Annotated in this window: 20 protein-coding genes, 1 tRNA gene and 1 pseudogene; 12 read left to right on the top strand and 10 right to left on the bottom strand. The window is 62.3% G+C overall.

From position 1 onward, the window contains the following. The first annotated feature begins 238 nt into the window (after positions 1-238). Positions 239-862: a M48 metallopeptidase family protein gene (locus AC6I1W_RS09535; protein WP_117189180.1), complete on the top strand. Its 624-nt coding sequence runs from the start codon at positions 239-241 to the stop codon at positions 860-862. Here the strand turns inward: AC6I1W_RS09535 and AC6I1W_RS09530 are convergent. Continuing rightward, complete coding sequence (locus tag AC6I1W_RS09530; RefSeq protein ID WP_065674070.1) at positions 850-2,211, bottom strand: zinc-dependent metalloprotease; 1,362 nt, start codon at positions 2,209-2,211, stop codon at positions 850-852. The genes AC6I1W_RS09535 and AC6I1W_RS09530 overlap by 13 nt on opposite strands. 86 nt (positions 2,212-2,297) lie before the next feature. On the opposite strand from AC6I1W_RS09530, the gene AC6I1W_RS09525 reads away from it, so the two are divergent. From AC6I1W_RS09525 to AC6I1W_RS09515, 3 genes are all read left to right on the top strand, one after another. Continuing rightward, positions 2,298-3,446, top strand: coding sequence for a YlbL family protein (locus tag AC6I1W_RS09525; protein ID WP_065674071.1), 1,149 nt, complete (start codon positions 2,298-2,300; stop codon positions 3,444-3,446). Further along, positions 3,443-4,006, top strand: a complete 564-nt coding sequence (locus tag AC6I1W_RS09520) for a PPA1309 family protein (RefSeq protein WP_171048572.1) — start codon at positions 3,443-3,445, stop codon at positions 4,004-4,006. Before AC6I1W_RS09525 ends, AC6I1W_RS09520 begins: the two co-directional genes overlap by 4 nt. Positions 4,007-4,173: 167 nt before the next feature. Continuing rightward, a complete protein-coding gene (locus AC6I1W_RS09515; protein ID WP_171048571.1) occupies positions 4,174-4,659 on the top strand; it encodes a universal stress protein in 486 nt (161 codons plus the stop codon). 73 nt (positions 4,660-4,732) lie between these two features. Here AC6I1W_RS09515 and AC6I1W_RS09510 read toward each other — a convergent pair whose 3' ends face one another. From AC6I1W_RS09510 to AC6I1W_RS09495, 4 genes are all read right to left on the bottom strand, one after another. Next, the gene (locus AC6I1W_RS09510) at positions 4,733-5,377 is read right to left on the bottom strand and encodes a cation efflux transmembrane domain-containing protein (protein WP_117189176.1); all 645 of its coding nucleotides are present in this window, start codon (positions 5,375-5,377) and stop codon (positions 4,733-4,735) included. Between the two features lie 166 nt (positions 5,378-5,543). After that, complete coding sequence (locus AC6I1W_RS09505) at positions 5,544-6,647, bottom strand: hypothetical protein (protein ID WP_117189174.1); 1,104 nt, start codon at positions 6,645-6,647, stop codon at positions 5,544-5,546. Between the two features lie 696 nt (positions 6,648-7,343). Then, on the bottom strand, positions 7,344-7,853 hold the full coding sequence (locus AC6I1W_RS09500; RefSeq protein WP_117189170.1) for a hypothetical protein: 510 nt from the start codon (positions 7,851-7,853) through the stop codon (positions 7,344-7,346). A gap of 85 nt (positions 7,854-7,938) precedes the next feature. Then, positions 7,939-8,691 (bottom strand): hypothetical protein, encoded by a 753-nt coding sequence (locus AC6I1W_RS09495; protein ID WP_117189168.1) that lies wholly within the window; start codon positions 8,689-8,691, stop codon positions 7,939-7,941. A 379-nt stretch (positions 8,692-9,070) separates the two neighbouring features. On the opposite strand from AC6I1W_RS09495, the pseudogene AC6I1W_RS09490 reads away from it, so the two are divergent. Next, positions 9,071-10,340: pseudogene (locus tag AC6I1W_RS09490) on the top strand (IS3 family transposase). 80 nt (positions 10,341-10,420) lie between these two features. Here AC6I1W_RS09490 and AC6I1W_RS09485 read toward each other — a convergent pair. From AC6I1W_RS09485 to AC6I1W_RS09470, 4 genes are all read right to left on the bottom strand, one after another. Next, positions 10,421-11,242, bottom strand: coding sequence for a hypothetical protein (locus AC6I1W_RS09485; RefSeq protein ID WP_333490139.1), 822 nt, complete (start codon positions 11,240-11,242; stop codon positions 10,421-10,423). A gap of 670 nt (positions 11,243-11,912) precedes the next feature. Continuing rightward, positions 11,913-12,377, bottom strand: coding sequence for a type IV secretory system conjugative DNA transfer family protein (locus AC6I1W_RS09480; protein ID WP_270237035.1), 465 nt, complete (start codon positions 12,375-12,377; stop codon positions 11,913-11,915). Positions 12,378-12,585: 208 nt separating this feature from the next. Next, complete coding sequence (locus AC6I1W_RS09475) at positions 12,586-12,984, bottom strand: helix-turn-helix domain-containing protein (protein WP_270237096.1); 399 nt, start codon at positions 12,982-12,984, stop codon at positions 12,586-12,588. Positions 12,985-13,688: 704 nt separating this feature from the next. Next, positions 13,689-13,762: transfer RNA gene (locus tag AC6I1W_RS09470), tRNA-Met, on the bottom strand. Positions 13,763-13,981: 219 nt separating this feature from the next. Between AC6I1W_RS09470 and AC6I1W_RS09465 the strand changes: the two genes are divergently transcribed. The 6 genes from AC6I1W_RS09465 to serA are packed head-to-tail and all read left to right on the top strand — an operon-like array spanning position 13,982 to position 20,083. Continuing rightward, complete coding sequence (locus tag AC6I1W_RS09465; RefSeq protein WP_065672829.1) at positions 13,982-15,469, top strand: ABC transporter substrate-binding protein; 1,488 nt, start codon at positions 13,982-13,984, stop codon at positions 15,467-15,469. Next, a complete protein-coding gene (locus AC6I1W_RS09460; RefSeq protein WP_065672828.1) occupies positions 15,466-16,443 on the top strand; it encodes an ABC transporter permease in 978 nt (325 codons plus the stop codon). Before AC6I1W_RS09465 ends, AC6I1W_RS09460 begins: the two co-directional genes overlap by 4 nt. Next, complete coding sequence (locus AC6I1W_RS09455; RefSeq protein ID WP_221267861.1) at positions 16,440-17,252, top strand: ABC transporter permease; 813 nt, start codon at positions 16,440-16,442, stop codon at positions 17,250-17,252. The genes AC6I1W_RS09460 and AC6I1W_RS09455 overlap by 4 nt, the downstream gene beginning before the upstream one ends. Continuing rightward, on the top strand, positions 17,252-18,064 hold the full coding sequence (locus AC6I1W_RS09450; RefSeq protein ID WP_117189160.1) for an ABC transporter ATP-binding protein: 813 nt from the start codon (positions 17,252-17,254) through the stop codon (positions 18,062-18,064). The genes AC6I1W_RS09455 and AC6I1W_RS09450 overlap by 1 nt, the downstream gene beginning before the upstream one ends. After that, complete coding sequence (locus AC6I1W_RS09445) at positions 18,061-18,846, top strand: ABC transporter ATP-binding protein (RefSeq protein WP_117189158.1); 786 nt, start codon at positions 18,061-18,063, stop codon at positions 18,844-18,846. Before AC6I1W_RS09450 ends, AC6I1W_RS09445 begins: the two co-directional genes overlap by 4 nt. A gap of 46 nt (positions 18,847-18,892) precedes the next feature. Further along, a complete protein-coding gene (gene serA / locus AC6I1W_RS09440; RefSeq protein WP_016667745.1) occupies positions 18,893-20,083 on the top strand; it encodes a phosphoglycerate dehydrogenase in 1,191 nt (396 codons plus the stop codon). A gap of 82 nt (positions 20,084-20,165) precedes the next feature. Here the strand turns inward: serA and AC6I1W_RS09435 are convergent, their stop codons facing one another. Continuing rightward, positions 20,166-20,954, bottom strand: coding sequence for an inositol monophosphatase family protein (locus AC6I1W_RS09435; RefSeq protein ID WP_065672825.1), 789 nt, complete (start codon positions 20,952-20,954; stop codon positions 20,166-20,168). Positions 20,955-21,036: 82 nt separating this feature from the next. Here AC6I1W_RS09435 and AC6I1W_RS09430 point away from each other — a divergent pair, with 82 nt between their 5' ends. Next, positions 21,037-22,554 carry a S10 family peptidase gene (locus tag AC6I1W_RS09430; protein ID WP_117189156.1) on the top strand — a complete coding sequence of 506 codons (1,518 nt, stop codon included), beginning with the start codon at positions 21,037-21,039 and terminating at the stop codon, positions 22,552-22,554. The last annotated feature ends 11 nt before the right edge of the window (positions 22,555-22,565 follow it).

Raw genomic sequence — 22,565 nt, 5'->3', positions numbered from 1 at the left:
CGAACAACACTGAATTTCGAACGCCATCTGGCATGTCAGAGCAGGGGATTCGGGGGACACGGGAACCCCCGGACCATCACGATGTGCCTTCCCCTGCACATCCGAGATCCGGGGGTTACTCTCAATCTAGGGCAGGTCGGGGTTCTCGTCAACCACGTCGCCCCCGGACGTCATGATGTTTCTGAGTCGAGCCGCGGGGCAGAACACCGCTTCACCGAAACTGTCCTAACCACCGGGCATGATGGGCCACATGGCTGGCAGGGCGACCACCGACGAGATCATCGCAGCATGCGACGGCAGGCCGGAAATCATCATTCGGCGTAGTTCCCGACGCCACCGCACCCTGAGCGCACGGATGGAGGGCACATCCGTCCTCGTCATGGTTCCCATGGGGATGCGGAAAGCCGACCAGAACCGTCAAGTCATGGAACTGGTCGACAAGGTGACGCGATCCCAGGCTCGACGACGATCCGGTGCGACCTCCGACGAACTGACGCGTCGTGCCCGTCGGCTGTGTCGGGCCCACCTCGAGCCGCGGGTGGGGCACCCGGTCGAGCCCATCTCAGTGAGGTGGGTGTCGAACCAGAACACTCGGTGGGGGTCATGTACCCCGGCGACGGGACAGATTAGGCTCTCAGATCGCATGGTCGGCTTTCCCAACTGGGTCATAGATCATGTTCTGGCTCACGAGCTGTGCCATCTGGTGGAAGCCAATCACAATCGGCGGTTCCACGAGTTGCTCGCAGGATTCCCCAATGCGGAGCGCGCGGAGGGATTCCTCAACGGGTACCAGTGGGCTGTTTCCGGGGGAGTCGATTCCCCCGAACGTCAGCCGGACGATCCGTTGGCTCAGTCGTCCTGACCGTGATCGCGCAGCAGCTTCTCCAACTCGGCATCGAGATCATCGCCGCCTTCAGCAATGTCCTGACGGTCGCCTGAGACATAGCCCAGCGGGTCATCGAGGTCGGCGGCGGTAGGCACGATATCGGGGTGGTTCCACACCTGATCGCGTCCGACCGTGCCGCGGGCATCACGCAGTGCCGCCCATAGGTTGGCTGCGTCGCGGACGCGGCGAGGGCGAAGCTCCAGACCGAGCAGGGATTGGAAGAACACCTCGGCGGGGCCAGATGTGGCGCGACGTCGACGCACGGCCTCGGCCAGCTGATCGTGACTGGGAAGCCAGGTGCGGGCGACCTGGGATGTCACCTCGTCGACCCATCCCTCGATGAGGGCGAGCAGGGTTTCCAGGCGCTGTAGGACGCCCTCCTGCTCTGGCGTGCGGGTCGGCTCGAAGAGGCGTCCTTGCAACCGCTCGGACATCTCCTGGGCCTTCTCCGGGGTCAATTGGGACAAGTCATCAATGTCGATGGCGTCCTCGATGGCCGAGGAATCGATGCGAATTTCGCGTGCATAGTGCTCAACCAGGGCCAACAGCTGTGGTCCGAGCCAACTCACCGCATTGAATAGACGCTGACGGGCCGACTCACGCAGCACGAGGTAGAGCTCGACATCTCGTGGATCGAGGTCGAGATCCTTCCATGCCGCGGCGATGTTGGTTGGGAGAAGGACGACCTGAGGTACCGACAAGACCTGGAGACCAATTTCGGTTCCCGTCACCGTCGAGGTCGACAGTTCGCCGAGGCCCTGGGCCAGCTGAGCTCCATACAGCATGGCTGACATCCGGCGAAGCGCCGGTCCCATCATCTGGGTGAGGGCAGCCATCGGGTCATTGGGACCGCCAGGTGACATCAATCCGGTCATCGCCTCGGTCAGGGAGACCAGCACCGGCTCGACGACAGACTGCCATGAGGAAAAGGTGTGCTCGATCCACTCTGCACGGCTCCAACAGGCAGGTTGTGTGTTGACCTGGGCGAACTCGCATTCTCGGTCGAGCCAGCTCTCTGCAAGACGCGATGCGTCGAGCAGAGCACTGCGCTCCTGCTGTCCTGGCGTCGGGTCAGGGCCGTGGGACGCCGTGATGTGGCGGGCCATGTCCTTGATGTGAGACCAGTCGACCGGTCCCTCACTCGGATTGGCTCCGGGCATTCCGAAACCGACCGGTCCGCCTGAGCCGAACATCTGCGACAACTGGGTCATGAAAGAGGTGAGGTCCCCATTGGCGGGCAGGCCCAGTTGCTGCATCATGCGGCGCAACTGCTCGGCCATCTCCTCGGGGTCGGGCTGCCCAGGATTCTGGGGTCCGTCATTCATTCCCGTCTCCGTTCGCTTGGCATGGTGTCCTCGCCAAGTCTAGAGCCGTCGCCGTCGTGGAAAAGTAATTGTCCGTTCCGGCTAGCATGGCCACCATGTCCGAGTCGATCACGCCCAATTCACAGGCGCATGACTCCGGCACGCCCGCAGCGACGACCACCGCGGTCGATGTCGAGGCCCGACAAGGGGTGCGTTTCCCCACCCGTTGGACGGCAATCTCGTCGGCTCTTGTCGTGCTGCTGTGCGTGCTGGCCCTGATCCTCGTGCCCATCCCGTTCGTGGCCAGGTCGCCAGGACAGACCGTGGATCTGCTCTCAACGAACGAGCAGGGCAAGCCGATGATCCAGATTGACGGCTTGACGGCTCGCCACAGCGAGGGCGAAATGAGGATGACAACGGTGTCTATCACCCGCGCGGATTCGCGTCTCAGCCTCGCAGAGGCCTTGGTGGACCGCATTCGTCGGGACCATGACGTCTTGCAGCGGGAAGCCATCTATCCGCCAGGCCGCTCTCCTCAGCAGGTCAATGCTGAGGAATCGTACATGATGGACACCTCCCAGCGTGACGCTGCCGTGGCTGCACTGCGCGCTGCAGGCCAGCCTGTCACTGAGATGCCGATGGTCAACGCCGTCAGTGCGGCTGGTCCGGCTCACGGAAAACTCGAGCCGGGTGACCTCATCGAGAAGGTCGATGGGAAGCCGGTGGCCTCCCTTCTCGACGTCGGCAAGGCGGTTCGCAAGCATGCCGTGGGCGACACCGTGGTGTTCGTGGTGTTGCGGAACTCCACTCGCAAAACGATTGCCGTGACGACGGTCTCATCAGTCAGTGACCGCAGAGCTCCTGCCGTCGGCATCACTGTCGACACTGGATACCGATACGCCCCGACGATCACCTATGGAATCCCGGCGGACATCGTCGGTCCTTCAGCCGGACTTGCCATGGCCCTGTCGATCTATCAAATGGTCGCCCCGAATGACCTCATTGGTTTGCTGCGGATTGCCGGTACCGGAAGTATTTCCCCTGATGGCAAAGTCGTTGCCATCGGCGGTGTCCAGGAGAAGATATCCGGTGCCGAGCGGGATGGCGCCAAGATCTTCCTCGTGCCAGCAGGTAATTGCCGAGACATCAGTGGGGTTCAGACCTCGATGCGCCTGGTCAAGGTCTCTAGCCTCAAGGACGCCATCGCGGCCATCCAGAAGATCCGCGCTGGCGGAACGGGAGTACCACATTGCTGAATGATGAGGACGACAAGATGAGTCAGGACGCCGAAAACGCAGGGCTCGAGACACCGTCGGTCAATGATGCCCTGGTGGCATGTCTGGCTGAGATCGAGAGGTTCGTCGGGACATCGAGCTGGGGCGGCCCGCCACGCCTGTTCGCCTTGGTGCGCACCGTCGACCTCATGAAGGCTGAGCCTGCCCTTGCCGGTCAGCTCGCCGTGGGTGGACTAGACAGTCTTTCCAGTATCGAGCAGGACGACTTCCGACCGGGAGAGGATCTGGCCCAGGCCCTCGCCACGACAGCCTGGGGAGAGGCCGTTGACGGGGCGGCCATCTGCGTCGAACGGATCTTCCTGCCCGACGAGTGCGCCAACGAGATTCCGGACGATCCGGACAAGGCTGCGGGTTTCGTCGCGGCTCATCCCCGTCGTCAGGAAGTACGTGTCGTGGCCGGTGCGCTGCGTGATGGAAGCCATTACGGCGTGGCCCGTCTCGTCGACCATCCGGAGGATTTGCTCGGATCGGTCAACCTCGTCCCGGCCCTGGAGTCTGCGGTTCTCGGCACCCTGGAGTGACGACCGGTCACGAGATCGTCTCGTGGTCGGTAATGTGCATCGTGTCGGTAGCGTGCCGCGACATCTAGGAGACGATCATGACGGAGCAGCAACCCGAGATGGCCAAAGACGAGTTCGAGACCAACCGCCATGCATCCGTGACATACGAACGTTCGCCCCGAGGCACGATGAGGGGCCGTCCGGTCATCATCGCGATCATGCCGGACATCCCACGGGCAGTACTCGCGACTGGCGTCGAGCATGCCAGGGCCATGGGTAGCAAGATCGTCTTCGCCCATGTCGCGACCGATCGCGTGCCGAACCCGTCTGATCCCGACCAAAGCCACCCACTCGACCCGACCGCCGAACGCATCTCGAATGCGACCGCCCGATCGTCGATCCAAGGTTCCTTGGACACTTTCATGGCGAACTACCCAGAGACGGAGTGGGAGCTCGTCTATCTGTCTGGTCTGCCGGATCAACAGCTTGCCCACCTCGCCCATGACATTGGCGCTGGTTGCTTCGTGCTGGGAACTCGGCGTCCCGGTTTCCGTGCCGGTTTGCAGGAGTGGCTGGACGGATCGGTGGCAGTCCAGCTGGGACGCCGTCAGCTGCGCCCGGTCATCATCGTCCCATTGCGAGGCGAGGACTGGGATCAGCCGCTCTGCCAGTGAGTGCCGTCGCGTCTGGCAGCTCCGTGTCGGAAGGCGACCGACGACCGGGACTGGCGAGATGTCTCAATGCGGCTCAGCCCTCGCCAATCTCGAGTTCAGGTACCTCGCGGCGAGCCTGCTCCCACACTTCCTTGGCAGCCGTGGCATTGATGGCGGCCATCACGAGTCCGACGATGACGTCGGGCCAGACCGTGAACCACACCGTCGTGATGAGACCAGCGACGAGGATGAGCACGTTGCCGAGTACGTCATTGCGTGCTGCCAGCCACGCACCTCGAACCAGGCTCGATCTCTGGCGACGCAATGTCATGAGGGCGATGGCACACGACAGGTTGATGAGTAGGGCGATGATGGCCGTCACTGACAACGGCACGGGCTCAGGCGGGACTCCCGAGGTGATCTTCCAGACGGCAGTTCCCAATGCTGCAGCTGCCGGAATGAGGATGAGACCGGCCAACCAAATGCTGGCTTTCCGTCGTGACTGCACCGACCACCCGAGGGCCACCAGGACGAGCCCGTTGATGAGGACGTCCTCGAGGAAGTCGGCCGCGTCGGCGAAGAGAGATGCCGATCCGATGATGGATGCCACCGTGACGTCAATGACCAATCCGATGGCATTGAGGATTGTCACGAGAGCGATGATCCGCCTGGTCGACGGGGAATTGATCTCGTCGGCTGCGTCGTTGATGCAGGTGGGGGAGTCATCGAACTGTGCCACGAGAGACCAGTCTATCAGACTACGCATGACCGGGTACAAGGCCAAGGAGTGGTTTGACGGCTCGGCCTGCGAACAGGTTTCGGCAGCCGAGCGAAAACCCCGTCGCTACCACGGATCGGACGTGATCGCGGTGGCGACGGGGCTCACGTGTGACTGGGTGTCGGTGTCAGAAGATGCCGTCGCGATGGCGGATCTCGGTGATCGACTGGCCGACGGAGGAGGTCTTGACCACCGAGGTACTCCACGTACCGACGCCGGTGACGCGGCTCGTGTCGTACTCGGTTCCAGCGGCCATGAAGTTACCGACATCGGTGGACCAGTACCACGTGTTGGGGGCACCGGAATTCTCCCATCCCATCACGCTGCCCATGGTGGCGTTCCATCCGTCAATCGAGATCTTCATGTTGCGCAGGCCTTCCCGGCCCGCGATCCACCTCTCCACGCGCTGGTCGTACAGCTTGAGGTAGCAGTTGGTGACGGTGTTCTCCGTCATGCCGGGGTGGGCCGCCGTCGCATTCGTCACGAGGGTGGTCCACGGCAGGGGCGCGAACCCTCGCAGCCGGATGCCCCACGCGGCGTAGATGCGGCCACCATTCCAGGCGCCGTCGCCCGGGACGATGGCGAGGACCTTCTTCCTGTCACCGGGATTCCACGTGGTGTTGCGCAGGGCCACTCGCCAGCCGTAGGCGCTCGGGGTGTCAGGGAAGGGGGTGGCGTTGGACTGGTCGGAGGAGGTCCCGATGCGTGCGTTCGTCGACGGGTTATAGAAGGTGAGGTTCGAGGACGTCATTGAGAATGACCGTTTGCGCGTCGTGTTGCCGACGGCCTGGGCGTCGCTGAGGGAGGGAGACCCATTGTCGCCTTGAGGGGCCCACGGCTTGAGGATGGGATTGGTGTTCGCCGGTCCGGCCACGGCGGTCAGGCTGTCATTGACCACCTTCGACGTGGCGACGTTCTGGATACCGACGTCGAACCCCAGGGGGAAGGAGGAGTCGAACGACTTGGTGCCGATGTTCTTGAGGCTGATGCCGACATTGCTCAAGCCGGCACCATTGAGTCCGCCGGACTGGTTGAACGAGATCGCCATGTTGACGCCGGTGAGGTCAGGCAGGCTCGACTGGTAGGCGGCGAACCATGAATCGATCTCGGCCGCGGCAGTGCCCGGGCACGAGACGGCGTAGGCGGGAAGGGCTGCTGCGGCGCTCACAGCGGGAACGGCCCACGCCAAACCCTTGGTGATGGTCCGGCGGTTGACGTCGTGCTGCGACATGCGGGTTGACCTCCTGTGGGACGACTGGCTCGAGATGGTGAAGCGGCTGGGGGTACACACGTCGTAGGAAAGAGTACACGAGGGCGGTTGACCCCGCAGCGACATCGTCTCTCGTGGCCCTCGCCACACGCGGGCCACCTGCGTTCCGGGTCCGGGACGAGCCCGCAGGTTAGTCAGTACAGGTGGGTGTACGCCACAGCACAGGACGCGCCTCCCGAGGTACGTTGACGCTGAAGTGGTACTGCATGACGGGCTCGGTGGTGCTCCCGGAGCGTTCCTTCTGTGGGATGTTGAGGAGCGGGATGTCCTTGCTGTCGGAGGTCGGGAAGCCCTTGCAACCATTGCACAACAAATCCTTGTTGCCGTGGCAGGAAGCAGCTGCTCGAATAGTTGGGGGCAGGTGCTGTTACCGTAGGCAAGCCTGATAGATGTGAGCACCGACCCGATGTCGGTTTCGCTGAAGGAACCGTTGTTGGTGACGATCGAGTCGTTCGGTGCCGGGGGTGCTTCTGCCCGTTTTCGGGTCGTAGTCCTGGACCCGGAGTCCCAAAGAGACCGCGGTGATCCTCGCCTGGGGTAGACCGTAAATGTCACCGGCGCCGGAAGAGAAATGCTTGCGCGGTGTTCTGGCGACCGTCCCGTGACCTTGGGGGACGCAACGATACCGTCGCTGTCCGGGGTGCAGATAGCGGTGCTCTAGGTCGTCACACAGGAGATGTCGCTCAGGATGACGACCTGGCTGGGGTGGGCGGTTGACTGAATCGTGCCCGAGTAGGTATTCGCCAACTTGATGGTGACGGTGCCGGGATTGGCGATGGTGTAGGTGACGCTTCCGACCCCCATGGTCGTGGCCGTCACCCAGCCGGAGTGGGCTGTCGTGTTGAGGTTCGACGAGGAGGTCGGGGCGATGACCGCGTTATTGTTGGTCACTTGGATCGTGTCGGTGTAATAGGTGGCCCCCGATGTGGTGGCATTCGAGGTGCGGGCATCCAGGTCGCTGATGGTGAAGGAGATCGGGCCCGTCAGACCGGTGAGGTTGAGGGACATGTACTTACTCGTCGTACCGGCGGAGCCGACCTGCTGCCAACCTGACAGATAGATCCTTACGGGCGCCGGACTCATGGTGAGCCGTTCCTGCGAGTCGGTGGCACCGTTGAGGAAATAGGGGTAGGACCCACCGGAGGTGAAGGTCGCGTCGGCCCACACCGATACGTTGCCGTAGGTCTGGGCCGTACCCGGTCCGTAGGCGTTGGGTTTTCATCCAGCGGTGTAAACCCGGTCTGGGACCACGTCAACGGGACACATGTTGCGCGGGAGATGTGGCCTTGCCACAGGTGATTTCGCTGAGCGTGACGGCCTGGTCGGGATGGGTGTTTCCATAGCGGTCCGAGACCGGGATCTTTGAACCGTACGCATTCCCGAGCTTGATGGTGACGGGTCCGACTGCGGGATCGGCGACGGTGTACGTGGCGCAGCCGCTGGTCGTACCTGTCGCCACGGTCCAGGAGGTCGTCTTGTCGACGGTGGCGTTGCTCAGCGCGGAGGGCGTGATGATGTTGCCCGACTGGCTCACCTGGACCATGTCGGTGAAGTACTGGGCGTGCGTCGAGTTCCTCGAGCGCGTGTAGGAGTCGAGACCGCAGATCTGAAAGCTGATCGGTCCGCCCGCCGTCGTGGGAAAAGCGAGGACGGTCTCACCGTAATCATTCAACGTCGGGGTGACGCCAGTCGTGACATAGCCCGAGAGGATCAGCGAACCGCCGGAAGACGTCAGGTCGAGGGGGGAGTACGTGGTTTCGCGGGTGTAGTTCCAGTTCCCATGTTTGCTAGCAGCAACGGTGACCGCAGAGCCCGAGCCGTCCGAGGATGCCTGGGAGTAACTACCCGTCGGATTCGCGTAGCCTCTGAGGGACGTCCACGTGTACGAGGAGCATGTCGCATTGCTGATGGCGTACGCAGGGATGGCCGACGCCAGGGAGACGGCTGGAACGGCCCAGGCCGCCCCCTTGACGACGGTTCGACGACTTGTCCGGGTTTTGATCATGGGCGTTCACGATTCTTCCTAACTGCCGGTGAAAGTCGAGCACGGGAGAACCCACAGGCTGTCACGGCAGCTGCCAAGGCGCTACTTATCTCATGCCAGCTGTATGAGGTGACTTTGCGCCCGTCAAATCTCACCGTCACCCCCGCAGACCCATGGAGGTCCGTCGTGCTCTCGAAAATTCGACCTTGGAGCGCGTGCGAGGGTTCTCGGTGTCGTCGGGGTCATCATGCTTGGCTTCGCCGTGGCCGGTGGTGGTGTGTGGGCTGTCATGTCGTCGTTCGGTTTCCCGGACGGCTCTCGTTACATTTGGCACCAGTTCATGAATACTTGAATCGCCCTGGGATGTCGGGAGACTCCGAACTTTGGGAAGGTTGGAGTTATGCTAGGCAACACGATCAAGCGCTACCTGGCTGAGTTGAGGACCAGGGTGGTGTGGATGTATCACCAGACCCGCCCGGACTATGCGGGGGATTGGCCGGCGATGGTCAAGGTCGCTGAACTGGTCGGGGTCTCGTCCGCGGAAACCCTGCGGCGCTGGGTCTGTCAGGACGAGGTAGACCAAGGTCAACGTCTTGGCCTCACGAGGGGTCGGCCCAGATCAAATGCTTGAAGTGAGAGAGTGCTGAGTTGAGAAGGGCGAATGCGATCCTGAAAGAGGCCTGGGCTTTCTTCGCGGCCGAGCTTGACCGGCCAGGGCAGTGATCGTCGACTTCATCGGTGAGCATGCCGAGCGGCGTGAGGGGGATGGGTTGTGGTGGGGTGTCGAGCCGATCTGCCAGGTGCTGCGCGAGCATGGCGTGTAGATCGCCCCATCGACCTACTACCAGTGGCGCGACAAGCTGTTCTCCAAGCGTGAGCAGCGTGATGAGGCCCTGCTGGTCGAGATCCGTCGGGTCCACGAGGCTCATTTCGGTGTTTACGGGGCCGGTAAGGTCTGGCTGCAGCTCAACTGGGAAGGTATCCCGGTGGCTCGCTGCAGCGTCGAACGACTCATGCGCGGTGCGGGGCTGGAAGGGGCACGTCGTGGGAAGGTGAAGCGGACCATGATCGCTGGTCCTGCTGCTGAGCGGCCGGATGACCTGGTCAGTCGCCGGTTCGTGCCGTTGGCGCCGGACCGGTTGTGGGTGGCCGACATCACGTATGTGTCGACGTGGTCGGACTGGGTCTACGTCGCATTGGTCACCGATGCCTATGCCCGCACAATTGTGGGCTGGCGTTCGGGTACCACGATGACTACCCAGCTGGTGCTGGACGCGTTGGAGCAGGCGATCTGGACTCGGTAACGCGAAGGCCATGACTTGACTGGGCTGGTGCATCACTGGGACCGGGGCAGCCAGTACACCTCAATTGTCTTGTCACAGCGTCTTTCGGAAGCCGAGATTGCTGCCTCGGTCGGATCGGTCGGGTCGAGCTATGACAACGCTGTGGCGGAGACGATCAACGGGTTGTTCAAGACTGAGCTGATCAAGCCCTGAGCGCCGTGGAAGGGCGTTGATGAGGTCGAGTTCGCCACCGCGGAAGGGGTCGACTGGTTCAACCACCGACGCCTGTATAAGTACTGCGGCGACATCCCGCCCGCCGAGCTGGAACAGGCCTACTACGCTGACCACACCCAGCCCCATCAGGAGCTGGAACTGTCACACCACTGAATCCCCGGACTCACCGGGGCGATTCAAGAGCCAGTTTACGCATGGTGTTGAAAGAGGCGTCGGTCTACGACGAATGCGGGTTAATGGTCTTGCGGTGTGGGGCGCTGGGCGATGGCATCGAGAACGCGTGAGTGGGTGGCGATCCATTCGGCCGCGTCGGGGTTGATGCTGCGGGCGACGGTGTCGATCGCTGTTACGTAGTGGGCAAGCCTACGAATCTCAGCTTGTCGGTCAGGGTGAGCGCTGATGAGGGGCTCTTGATGGGAGGCGCGGTTACGGACGTGGCGGATGAGCTCGACGCTTTCCTCGAAGTCGCGTCGGCTACGCCCCGGGTAGTGAGGCATGCCTCCGTTACGTAAGTCAGTGAGAGCTTTCCATACGGTTGCTTCCAGGCGCGGGGTGAGCAGAAAGCGCCAGTTGTCCAGTGACAGACTCGCCACGATCTGATCAGGGGTCGCATCGAGCCCCGCGCGCCGCAGTCGCGCCTCGGCCCTGGCGACGTTACGCGGGAAACCACCGAGCCGATAGCTCGGGGATTCCCACCAACGCCGTATGCCAGTATCGGCGCTCAGGCGCACGTCAATGAAGTTTCTCAGGAGTACCTCGACATGGCTGATGTCTTCCAAGAACGCTTTCGAGATGCGGGTGTTCCACACGTACCACGCATCGACTGGTTCGATCCGGTAGCGGCTGAGCCTGGCGGGTGAGAACCACTCCTGCAACGTCTCACGACTCACCGTGGGAGCGTGGTAGGGTGGGTGACGATAGGCCTCGGGAAGGTCAATGCCGCGAAATATCGGTATACCCCCGAGGTCATTGTTTTGCCCAGGCCCCTCCTCGCATACTTGCGGGGCGTCATTGGCTGCCGTCATCTCGTGTCTTCCCGGTACGTGGCTGTCCATGTTCACGGCCAGGTACGGCAATGAGGTTCACCAACCGGTATCCGCACATGAACCTCCACCAAGCATACGCTGGCAAGCCCCCTCTCGGCCCCACCACAACATCAACTGCCGACTCGAACACCTTTGAGGCAGCGCTTTCGACTTGCGCAACCCCACCCACGACACCGTCCGCTTACTACTCGAAGCTGAGGGATTCAGACCCCACCTACCCCCTCGATTGTGAAGAGCCTCCAAAGCCCGATACAACGTCTGGCGAGACACCGTGAACGACCTCGCCACCGCAGCAACGCACCAGCAGCGCGGGATGGCTTGGTATTAGCCCAGCGCAGGGCCCCCAGGCACCAGCCCTAACGACCCCGCCCCGGATGTGGCTAGAGAATAAGCCGCACGGGAGGACTCCATACCCGCCGACTCATTCCAGCCCGCCACCAGCCGAGCCATATGATCAACCGCGCGCGGTAAATAATCCAGCCACTCACGCCGCTCGTACAAGGAACCGGCCCCGCTCCAGGCATGTGCCCACGACCGCCACAACACATCCAGCTCGACCACCACGCCCGGAATAGATTCCCACTCCAAATCCGGATCAGCGGCCGCCACGTACCAGGTGCGCCACAACCAATCAACCCACGACCTGAAATCGTTGGCTAACTCGCTATACGTCGGCGTCTCATAAGAATGGATTGGCGGGGGAGTGATCGTCATGTCGGGTCCTTCTTCCGTAATCAGCATCGAACGCGGCCGCCACATCGGCAGGAACCAACCGACGCAACTCGTCGAGTTCCCACCACCCAGGCTGACGCAACCGGGCCGGCTTATGACGGCCCATCACCACGATCGTCTCATCAGCACGCATCGTCTTCAGATCAGCCACCGGGGCCACGTCAACCTCGTGGAACGACCGTGACGTCGTCGTACGACCCCACGTATCAGTCGACCACGACACCGCCTGCATCTCATCGCGGCCAATCAACTCCGACAACGCCCGCAACGACTGCTCATCAGAAATACCAGGCATATACACCCGGCCCCAATGATTCGACATGACCACCGCAGCCTGCTCCCGGCCATACCGGGCCACAATCTGGCCCTCATCCTGCCACACCGACTCCAGCAGACACCCCCTGCCCGCCACCAGCCGAGGCTATCTCAGGCAGCCGCTTGATCGGGGCGACATTGCCCGCCTCATCCAACGCCAACAACAAAAGAGGATCGAGAGGGTGAGACCCATTGGCCGCATACGCCTCCTCCACCTCCCGATACACCGCGTTCACCAGCGTCTCAAACACCGGCGCAAACAACTGCTGCTCTGAGGCATGAATCGCCCCGGTGAGTCCGGGGACTCAGTGGGGCGATTCAAGAGCGTCTCCCCTAGTCGGCTCCACTGTGTCACCAGTGTCACACTGGACCCCACTACGGGTTTCACGATCACGCGACGCCGCCACTCGCCGGCGCACAACAGACGGCCTCGACGCCCCCGACGACCGGCGTGACACACTGTCAGGAATCATCAACCGCCACACCGACTGCACCCGCCGAGTCGAGCCATTCCACTCCGGCTCAAAACCCTCCAGCCGCTCAATCAGACTCGTCTGAGCCAGGCCATCCAACGCCCGAAACACCGTCCGCCGCGACGACGACGTCAACTCCGCCAACGTATCCACACGCGGCCACGCCCAATCATTGTCATCGGCGTAATTCGCCAACGCCACCAACACCAACTTGTGCGTCGGATTCGCCACACACTTCTGCAACGCCCAGTTGACCGCCCAAATCGACATCGCCCACCACCGCTCACGAAACCGTGCCAAACAAAGACGCCTGACCATCAGGCAACGACGGGCCAGATTCGACAGACTCAGGAGGCGTCACAAGGTCGAGACCCACGCGGTCGGAATAATCCACCGACCCGACGGCAACTTCCGAGCGCCAGGAAACCGACCATCGCGACACCACCGAGTGACCGTGGCCGTACTCGTTTCCGGCAGCACCGCGGCGACAGTCTGGGGGGACAGAAGACTGTCAGCGACAGCTTCGACATCGAGATGGGAGGAGGTCATACACATAGCGTGCTACATAGATATGAAAGTGGCAATAATGGAAACATTGACACCATATATGCATCTATGCACCATCTTGTTCATGGCTAAGATTTATGAGCAAGCCCGTGAAGCTGGCCTCATTGACACCTACTCTGCTGATGAAGCTGTCGGCATGACCGTACAGATGTTGCTGTTTAAGAAGCGGTTGAAGTTTCGTGACCTTGCTAGAGCACTGCATGTCTCTCCGGCTACCGCGGGCAAGAGAATTCGTGGAGAGCTCGGATGGTCGGTGACGGATCTCATTGCGACCGCTGAACTCCTCGACGTCCATGTCGAGGACCTCATCCCCAAGCGCAAAGAAAACCAGCCCGCCTCCCAAGGGGGAGACGAGCTGGCCTCTCTCGTAGCGGGGACAGGATTTGAACCTGTGACCTCCGGGTTATGAGCCCGGCGAGCTACCGAACTGCTCCACCCCGCGTCGACCTGCTCGACTATACAGATCACACTGGTGCAATACAAATCGGGGTGGGATGTGCCCGAACGATCGGCGCATCACCCCCTATCTGCGACGTCCGTTCGGTCGCCTTCGGAAACCGTGCACATCTGACTGCAGTACTGACCCCCGCAGACTGCGTGAGGTCGGGGGTGGTTATGCTCATTCGCAGGGCACCACGCCCGAAGGGAGCATGACCAGACGATGCGAGGCCAGTTGAAGGCTGCGGGACTTGCCGTGGCAGTGGCTCTGTCGACCACCGGAATTACCGGCTGCCAGTCCACAGAAGAGGGAGTTCTCACCATTGGGGCGACGGCTGCTCCGCCGACACTGGACTTGGTGTCAAATGCTGCCGCAGCGATCCCGCAGGTTCTCCTCTACAACGTGTACGAGACCCTCATCCGCGTCGACGACTCGGGCAAGCTCGTCGGTCTGCTGGCGAAGTCGTGGCAGCTGTCCGAGGACGGACTTCACCTCGCCTTCCACCTCGATCCCTCGGCGCGCTTCGCATCCGGGGCCGCGGTGAACTCAGCGGCGGTGAAGGCATCTCTGGAGCGGATGAGAGCCGAATCCGCCAGCCCCGTCAACCAGGCGAACCTGTCGGCAGTCAAGGCCATCCGTACCCCTGACGACGCCACCGTCATTCTTGACCTGTCCCATCGCGACAACTTCCTGTTGTTCAACCTGGCCAGCACATCGGGTGTCGTCATTGATCCCGCCACCAAGGATCTGGCCACTCGGCCGCAAGGATCTGGCCCCTACGTCGTCACCGAGTTCACGCCGGGTCACTCGGTGACCTTGTCGCCGTCCCCTCATCCGTGGCACGAGGGGGGCCGTCCCACCGTTCGCTTCTCGTACTACTCGGACCCGACCTCGCAGACAGCCGCCCTGCTGTCGGGAGACCTTGACGTCGTCTCTGATCTGACGACTCCCCAGGCCCTCTCCCGCTTCACGAGCAACCCGGCCTACCGGGTCCTGCGAGGAACCACCAACGGCGAGGTCGTGCTGGGTATGAACAACACCTCCAAGCCGCTGTCAGACCGACGGGTTCGGCAGGCCATCCTCATGGCGATCGACCGCAACGGATTGCTGGACGTCGTGTGGAATGGCCAGGGAACACTCATTGGCTCGATGGTTCCACCCACAGACCCGTGGTTCACCGACCTGTCCCACACCTGGCCCTATGACCCGGCACGGGCGCGCAAGCTACTTGCTGAGGCCGGGTACCCCAACGGACTGACCCTCAGACTGCGGGCCGCGGCCCTGCCCTACGCGACGGCAGCCTCTCGGGTGGTTGCCTCCGACCTGGCCCAGATCGGGATCACCGTCGAAAGCGACGAGCTGGAATTCCCGGCCCGCTGGCTCGATGTCGTCTACACCCATGCTGATTACGACCTGACGATCGTCGCCCACGTGGAGGCACGCGACATCGTCAACTGGGCCAACCCCGACTACTACTGGCGCTACCGCAACAAGGAATTCAACCGGCTCATCGAATCCGCCCAGACGGGACCAGCCGACCGCACCAACGAGACCATGATGCAGGCCAGTCGGATCTTGGCGACTGACGCCGCCGGAGGATTCCTCTTCCTGATGCCAAAGATCACCATCAGCAAGGCTGGCATCAGCGGGCTACAGCGCAATTCCACCTCGATGAGCTTCGACCTCACCAAGGTCAGGAGGACGAGGTGACCGTCCTCAAACGCGTGCTCCTCCCATTGGGGGAGTTGCTGGTGTGGCTACTGGTCGCATCCTTGATCATCTTCGCCCTGCTCAGCTTGCTTCCCGGTGACGTCGCCCAGGTCATTCTGGGCGCCAACGCGGACCCGAAAGCTGCAGCAGCCGTGCGTACCCGACTGGGCTTGGACCTCCCGTGGCCCCAGCGGTACTGGGATTGGATCAGTTCCCTGGTCAGGGGCGACCTGGGCATCTCCATCGTTTCCGCTGAACCGATCGGTCCGCAGATTGTGTCGCGACTGGCAGTGACGGGTTGGCTCGTCGGGCTGTCGTTGCTGCTGGCCCTGGTGGTCTGCTTGCCGGTGGGAGCCTACGCGGCCGTCCATCGTCGTGAGGGTCGAGGATTTGCGGCTTCCGCACTGTCACAGGTCCTCATGAGCATTCCTGCCTTCCTCGCCGGAATCCTCCTCATCCTGCTGTTCTCGGTGACCCTCGGATGGCTGCCTGCCGGAGGATACGTACCGCTGCATGAGGATGTCGGAGGATGGGTGGCGCACCTGGTTCTTCCGGTGTTGTCCCTGTCCATCGTGCAGGCCGCAGTGATGACACGTTACGTACGCAGCGCCTTCATCGACGTTCTCGCTGACGATCACCTGCGCACGGCACGCGCCGTCGGCTGGCGGCTGTGGCCCGCACTGCATCGTCACGGATTGCGCAACGCCTCGATCAGCTTGGCCACGGTTCTTGGTCTGCAGGCCAGCGCAATGCTGGTGGGAGCCATCGTCGTCGAAGAGGTCTTCGTCATTCCCGGTCTGGGGTCCTATCTCCTCGACGCTGTCAGTACCCGTGATCTTCTCGTCGTCAGTGACGTCGTCATGGTCATCGTGGCCATCGTGTTGGTGATCTCCTACCTCACGGATCTCCTCATCGTGGCCCTCGATCCTCGGCTGCGTACCAGTGCCACCTCCAGACAGGGGGACCACTCATGAGGAGGGCAGGTCTGGTCATTGGGTGTGTTCTGGTGGGCGTGGTCGTCGTGGCTGGAATCACCTCTGCGGTGTGGACGCCATACGATCCCAATCTCGTCGTCCCGGCAGATCGTCTTCTGGGACCAAGCAGCCAGCATTGGCTTGGGACTGACGGATTCGGCTCCGACATTGCATCCCGGATGCTCGTGGGTGCTCGTACCTGTCTGCTCGTCGGAGTGGTGTCGGTACTCATCGCCGCCGGAATCGGCGTGCCGTGGGGGGTGACATCCGCCATGCTTCCTCGCCCCTGGTCCACGATCGTGGGACGAGCTGCCGATCTGCTGTACGCGTTCCCAGCCCTGTTGCTGGCGATCATCCTGGCCGCCGCAGTGGGGGGATCAACTCTGACCGGCATGGTGGCCATCGGTGTCTCGACGGTCCCCGTGTTCGCCCGTATCACGCGAACCGCCAGCCGACAGATCCTTTCCCAGGACTACATCGTCGCGGCGCGCAGCTCAGGGATGTCATGGCATTCCATCGCCTACAACCACGTGCTGTCCAACATTGCTCCGCTGATCGGCGTGCAGGCCTCAGTGTCCTATGGCACGGCGATCCTCGCGGAGGCCGCGCTGAGTTATCTCGGTCTGGCCACTCCGGCAACCGTCGCCACCTGGGGACGAATGCTGCGTGATTCCCAGGTGTACCTTTTCGACAGCCCCTGGCTGACCGTGGCGCCTGCCCTGGCGGTTGCCGCAGCCGTCATGGGATTCACGCTCCTGGGAGACGGGTTGCGTGATTTCCTTGATCCGAGATTGCGGGAGGTCCGCTGATGGCACTTCTGGAGGTCAACGATCTCGTTGTCGATTTCGGACGGCATCGTCGGGTCGCTGTGGACCACGTCAGTTGGTCCCTGGACCCCGGTGAGCGTCTCGGCCTTATCGGTGAGTCCGGATCGGGGAAATCTGTCACCGCCCTGGCGATCATGGGTCTGCTTCCTGGCAACGCCCACGTGTCGGGTTCCATCCGCTGGCGTGGCGAGGAGCTCATCGGGGCCAGCGATCGGGCCGTGTCCGCGTTGCGGGGCAGTGGCATCGGCATGGTTTTCCAGGAACCCATGACAGCACTGGACCCGACGATGAAGGTCGGGAGACAGGTTGGCGAGGTTGCCCTGCTGCACCATTCCGTCGCGCGAGGCCGGACTCATGACCGCGTCCTGGAGATGCTGGAACAGGTTGGTATCGAGGATCCGACCCGAGTGGCGAACTCCTACCCGCACCAACTCTCTGGTGGCCAGCGTCAGAGAGTTCTGCTCGCCATGGCCTTGGTCAATTCCCCAGACCTGCTCATTTGCGATGAACCGACGACAGCCCTTGACGTGACGGTGCAGGCCCAGGTTCTCACAACGATTGACCAGGTGCTCGGCTCAGTGGGCGCGGCATGTTTGTTCATCACCCACGACCTGGCGGTGGTGTCCCACATTTGCCACGACCTCATCGTCATGACCTCGGGCCAGATCGTCGAAACCGGTCCAGCCCGCACAGTGCTGTCCGAACCTGATCACCCCTACACCCGACGGCTGCTGCGAGCCGCCCGACTCGACCTTGTCGAGCCCGGGACGACGATTGTGTTGGAGGATTCATGACCACCCAGATCGAGGTCGAGGACCTGCATCTTCATCTGGGACCGCGTGGCGCCGGGATCGACGCCCTGGACGGAATCTCCCTGCACGTCGGCGAGGGGGAACGGCTCGGCCTGGTGGGGGAGTCTGGGTCGGGGAAGTCAACCCTGCTGAAAGTCATGATGGCCTTGCGTCGACCGGATTCCGGCACCGTCCGCTTCCGGGGACGATCCCTGAGCGAGATCGACGCGGTACGCGATTTGCGTCGGTCGGCCGCGATGGTGTTCCAGGACCCACGGTCCTCCCTGGACCCGCGTATGAACATCGGTCGGGCGATCACCGAGCCACTGCGGTCCCCGGTTGCCCGGCGTATGACCCGTGAGGAACGCAAGGACCGGCTGGCAGAGGTCATGGTTGACGTCGGTTTGGATCCCGAGTCCGCCAGCCGATTTCCACACGAGTTCTCTGGCGGCCAGCGTCAGCGCATTGCCATTGCCAGGGCCTTGGTCACTGAACCTGACGTCCTGCTGGCCGATGAACCGGTGTCCGCTCTCGACGTGTCGGTGCGTGCTCAGGTGCTGAATTTGCTCAATGACTTGGTGCGTCGACGGGGACTGACGATGGTCTTCGTTTCTCACGACCTGGCCGTGGTGCGTCACCTGTGCGACACCGTGGCCGTCATGAGTGCTGGACGCATCGTCGAGCGAGGCCGACTTTCTGACGTCTACCGCGATCCGCAGCACGAGGTCACCCAGGAATTGTTGACAGCGATTCCTCGTATCCGTGTGGACGATTCCACCCACTGAGACGAACTCGGTAGTTCGGCCCTGCTCCCTCCATAAACTGACCGTCATGAAGGCGCTCCTGCTCGAAAACATCCACGATGAAGCCGTTCGAACCCTGAAACATGCCGGTTACGAGGTCGAGCGGGTGAGCGAGGCCCTCGACGAGGACGACCTCATCAGTGCCCTCGACGGAGTTGATCTGTTGGGCATCCGGTCGCGGACTCGCATCAGCCGTCGAGTCGTCGAGGCGTGTGGTGACAACCTATCCGCCGTGGGTGCCTTCTGCATTGGCACGAACCAGATGGATCTGGCCACCATGGCCCAGGCTGGTGTTCCGGCCTTCAACGCCCCTTATTCCAACACCCGTTCGGTTGTTGAACTGGTGATGGCGGAGATCATTGCGTTGGCCCGTCGTCTCGGTGATCGCAATACCCAGATGCACAACGGAGTGTGGCGCAAGTCCGCCATTGGGTCCCACGAGATCCGCGGTCGTCGTCTCGGCATCATCGGATACGGAAATATCGGCCAGCAGCTGTCCGTGGTGGCCGAATCCATGGGCATGCAGGTCTTCTTCTACGACATTGCCGACGTACTGCCCATGGGGAACGCCCACAAGTGTGAGTCCATGGAGGAGTTGCTGGGCAGCGTCGATACCGTGTCCTTGCACGTTGATGGACGCCCGAGCAACAACAACCTCATCGGAGCGCGGGAGTTCGCCATGATGAGGCCGCGCTCGTTGTTCCTCAATCTTTCCCGCGGCAAGATCGTCGACATTGACGCCCTGGTCGACAATCTGCGTACCGGCCACATCGCGGGTGCTGGAGTCGATGTCTACCCCGAGGAACCCGCCTCGGGCAAGGAGCTGTTCACCTCCCCGTTGCGCGAGTTGGACAATGTGATCCTCACTCCGCACATTGGTGGTTCGACCCAGGAAGCCCAGGTCGACATCGGTCGCTATGTCGCCGGAAAGCTCATCGATTACGTCGAGAATGGCGCAACCGGGATGAGCGTCAATATTCCCGAGATCACGCCTTCCCCGCGTACTGGCGCCCGTATTGGTCACCTTCATCGCAATATTCCCGGTGTGATGGCCACGCTCAACCGACTCGTCGCTGACCAGGGCGGCAACGTCACGTATCAGGCGCTGGCCACCAAGGGGGAGCTCGGCTACTGTGTCCTCGACATTGCCGAAACTGACGGCGGGTTGTTGGCCAGTGTCACCGATCTCGAGGGGACGATTCGCGCCAGAATCCTCTGATCTCCACGACACAAAGAGCGGGCGGGTGATCATCACCCGCCCGCTTCTATTCTCAACGGGTTCTGATGCTGACGACGCAGCCTCAATCCTCAGGCTGAACCATGGCCAAGGCCTCGGCATGAAGGAATCCGTTGGACGCCATGGCATTTCCTGACCAGGGACCGTCCTTGCCGTCGAGACCAGTGAATGTGCCGCCGGCTTCGGTGACGATGACGTCAAGGGCGGCCATGTCGTGCAGCCCCAGCTCCGGTTCGCACGCCAGGTCAACGGTTCCCTCGGCAACCATCATGTACGACCAGAAATCACCGAAGGCGCGGGTACGCCACACCGATCTCATGAGTTCACCAAAACCGCGACCGCGACCTCCCTCCACCCATCCATGGAGGGAGGAGTAGGACAGGAAGGCGTCGTCAAGGTTGCGCACATTGGATACGTGAATGGGCGTTGCCGAGGCAAGCGACTTGCCGGTCCGCGCGCCGGAGCCCTTGGCAGCCCACCAGCGACGTCTCAAGGCTGGAGCCGACACGACGGACGCGACGATCTCGTCCTCGACACTGAGTGCAATGAGGGTTGCCCATACCGGAACTCCGCGCAGGAAATTCGCGGTGCCGTCGATCGGATCGATGATCCAGCGACGCGGGCCCTCGCCGGTGTCAGCCCGTTCCTCGCCATGCACCGCGTCTCGGGAGCGCATCCGTGACAAGGTGCGGCGAATCGAGTCCTCAACGGCCAGATCTGCATCGGTCACTTCGGAACGATCGGGCTTGGTCGAGACCGTCAGGTCCCTGGCTCCGAATCGAGACATCGTCAAGGAGTCGGCATCGTCAGCGAGGATGTGTGCCAGGCGGAGGTCATCGGTGTGGTCGGCCATGCCCTTACCTTACTGGTGTGGGTGTGGCATCAAGGGCACCAAAACCCGGGTGGCTTGCGACCGACGGCCCTAGGCTTAGGTCATGACGACAGACGAAACCCCCACCGTGGCCGCTGACGCGCCAGCTCCGACTGATGACCTGGTGACAACTCACCACACCATCTCCACGGTTGACGGTGACCTCAGCTACACCGCAACCACCGGACGCATCGTTCTGGGCAGCGAGAAGATCGCCAACAATGCCTTCACCGCTCATATGCCGCAGGCTCTCATGGGCATCACGGCCTACACCCTGGACGACACCGATCCCACCACGAGGCCTTTGACATTCGTGTTTAACGGCGGCCCGGGATCCTCCTCGGTGTGGCTGCACATGGGCCTTGTCGGACCACGTGTGGTTGATCCGGGGACCCCCGAGGAGCCGGCCACCCCGCCGTTCCACCTCATTGACAACGGGCACACGCTGCTTCGGGAGACTGATCTCGTTGTCATTGATGCGATGTCGACCGGATACTCCCGAGTCGTCGATGGCGAGGATCCAAATCAGTGGCACGGCTGGAGCAAGGATGTCGAGCTCGTCAGCGAACTCATCCGACTGTGGGTCACCCGTCATGGCAGGTGGGGAAGCCCGCTCTACCTGCTGGGAGAATCCTACGGAACTGTTCGGGCCGTGAGTGTTGCCGAGCGCCTGCAGGACACCTTCTCGCTGTACCTCAATGGCATCATCCTGGTCTCCTCCGTGCTCGACTTCGGTAACCAGGACTTCGAGGACCTCACCTGGGACCGAGCCTGCGTCGACTTCCTGCCGACCTATGCCGCCGTCGCCCACTACCACGGCCACAACTCTGATCGCGGCCTGGAAGACGTCCTCGCAGAGGCCGAGGAATTCGCCGACGGCCCCTACCGTCAGGCTCTCGCTGCCGGCCATCGCCTCGACCCTGCGGAGAGGGCTCAGGTCACGGCGACCCTGTCCCAGCTCACCGGCCTGGATGTCAGCTACATCGAGCGTGCCAACCTGCGCATTGAGCACATGCGCTTCTGCACCGAGCTGCTGCGTGGCGAGGGCAAGGTCGTCGGCCGTATCGACGGTCGCTACAAGGGTGCATTGCCGAAGCGGACCGACGAAGTCGCCGACACCGACCCCAGCGGCGACGACACCGGCGCCGCCTTCGTCCACGGCTTCCAGCACTACCTGCGCAGCGAACTCGAGGTGACCACGGAGTCCCAGTACAACCTGGGCCTGCCGCTGTACCGGAACTGGAACTACAAGGAGTTCCAGGGCCGTCCGGTCAACGTCACCGACAAGCTGGAACGGGTCATGCGTGCTCAGAAGGGTCTGCACGTGCGCGTCGAGTACGCCCATTACGACCTGGCCACCCCTTACTTCGCGGCCCGTGACACCATCAACCATCTCAAGCTTGACGACGATGCCTTCGATCGCATCGAGGAGGCCTTCTTCGACACCGGTCACATGCCGTACCTCGGTTGCCGTGACGAAGAGGCTGACGGTATCGCGACCTTCATCCGTCGGACTAGTGGACGTCCCGTGACCGAGGTGCTCGAGGAGAACGCCGAGGACCACGGGGACGGCAGCGAGTGAACGACGTTGCT

This window comes from Cutibacterium sp. KB22876, assembly GCF_059728865.1.
The sequence above is the reverse complement of the archived record's forward strand: the minus strand, read 5'-3'. Positions and strand labels throughout refer to the sequence as shown.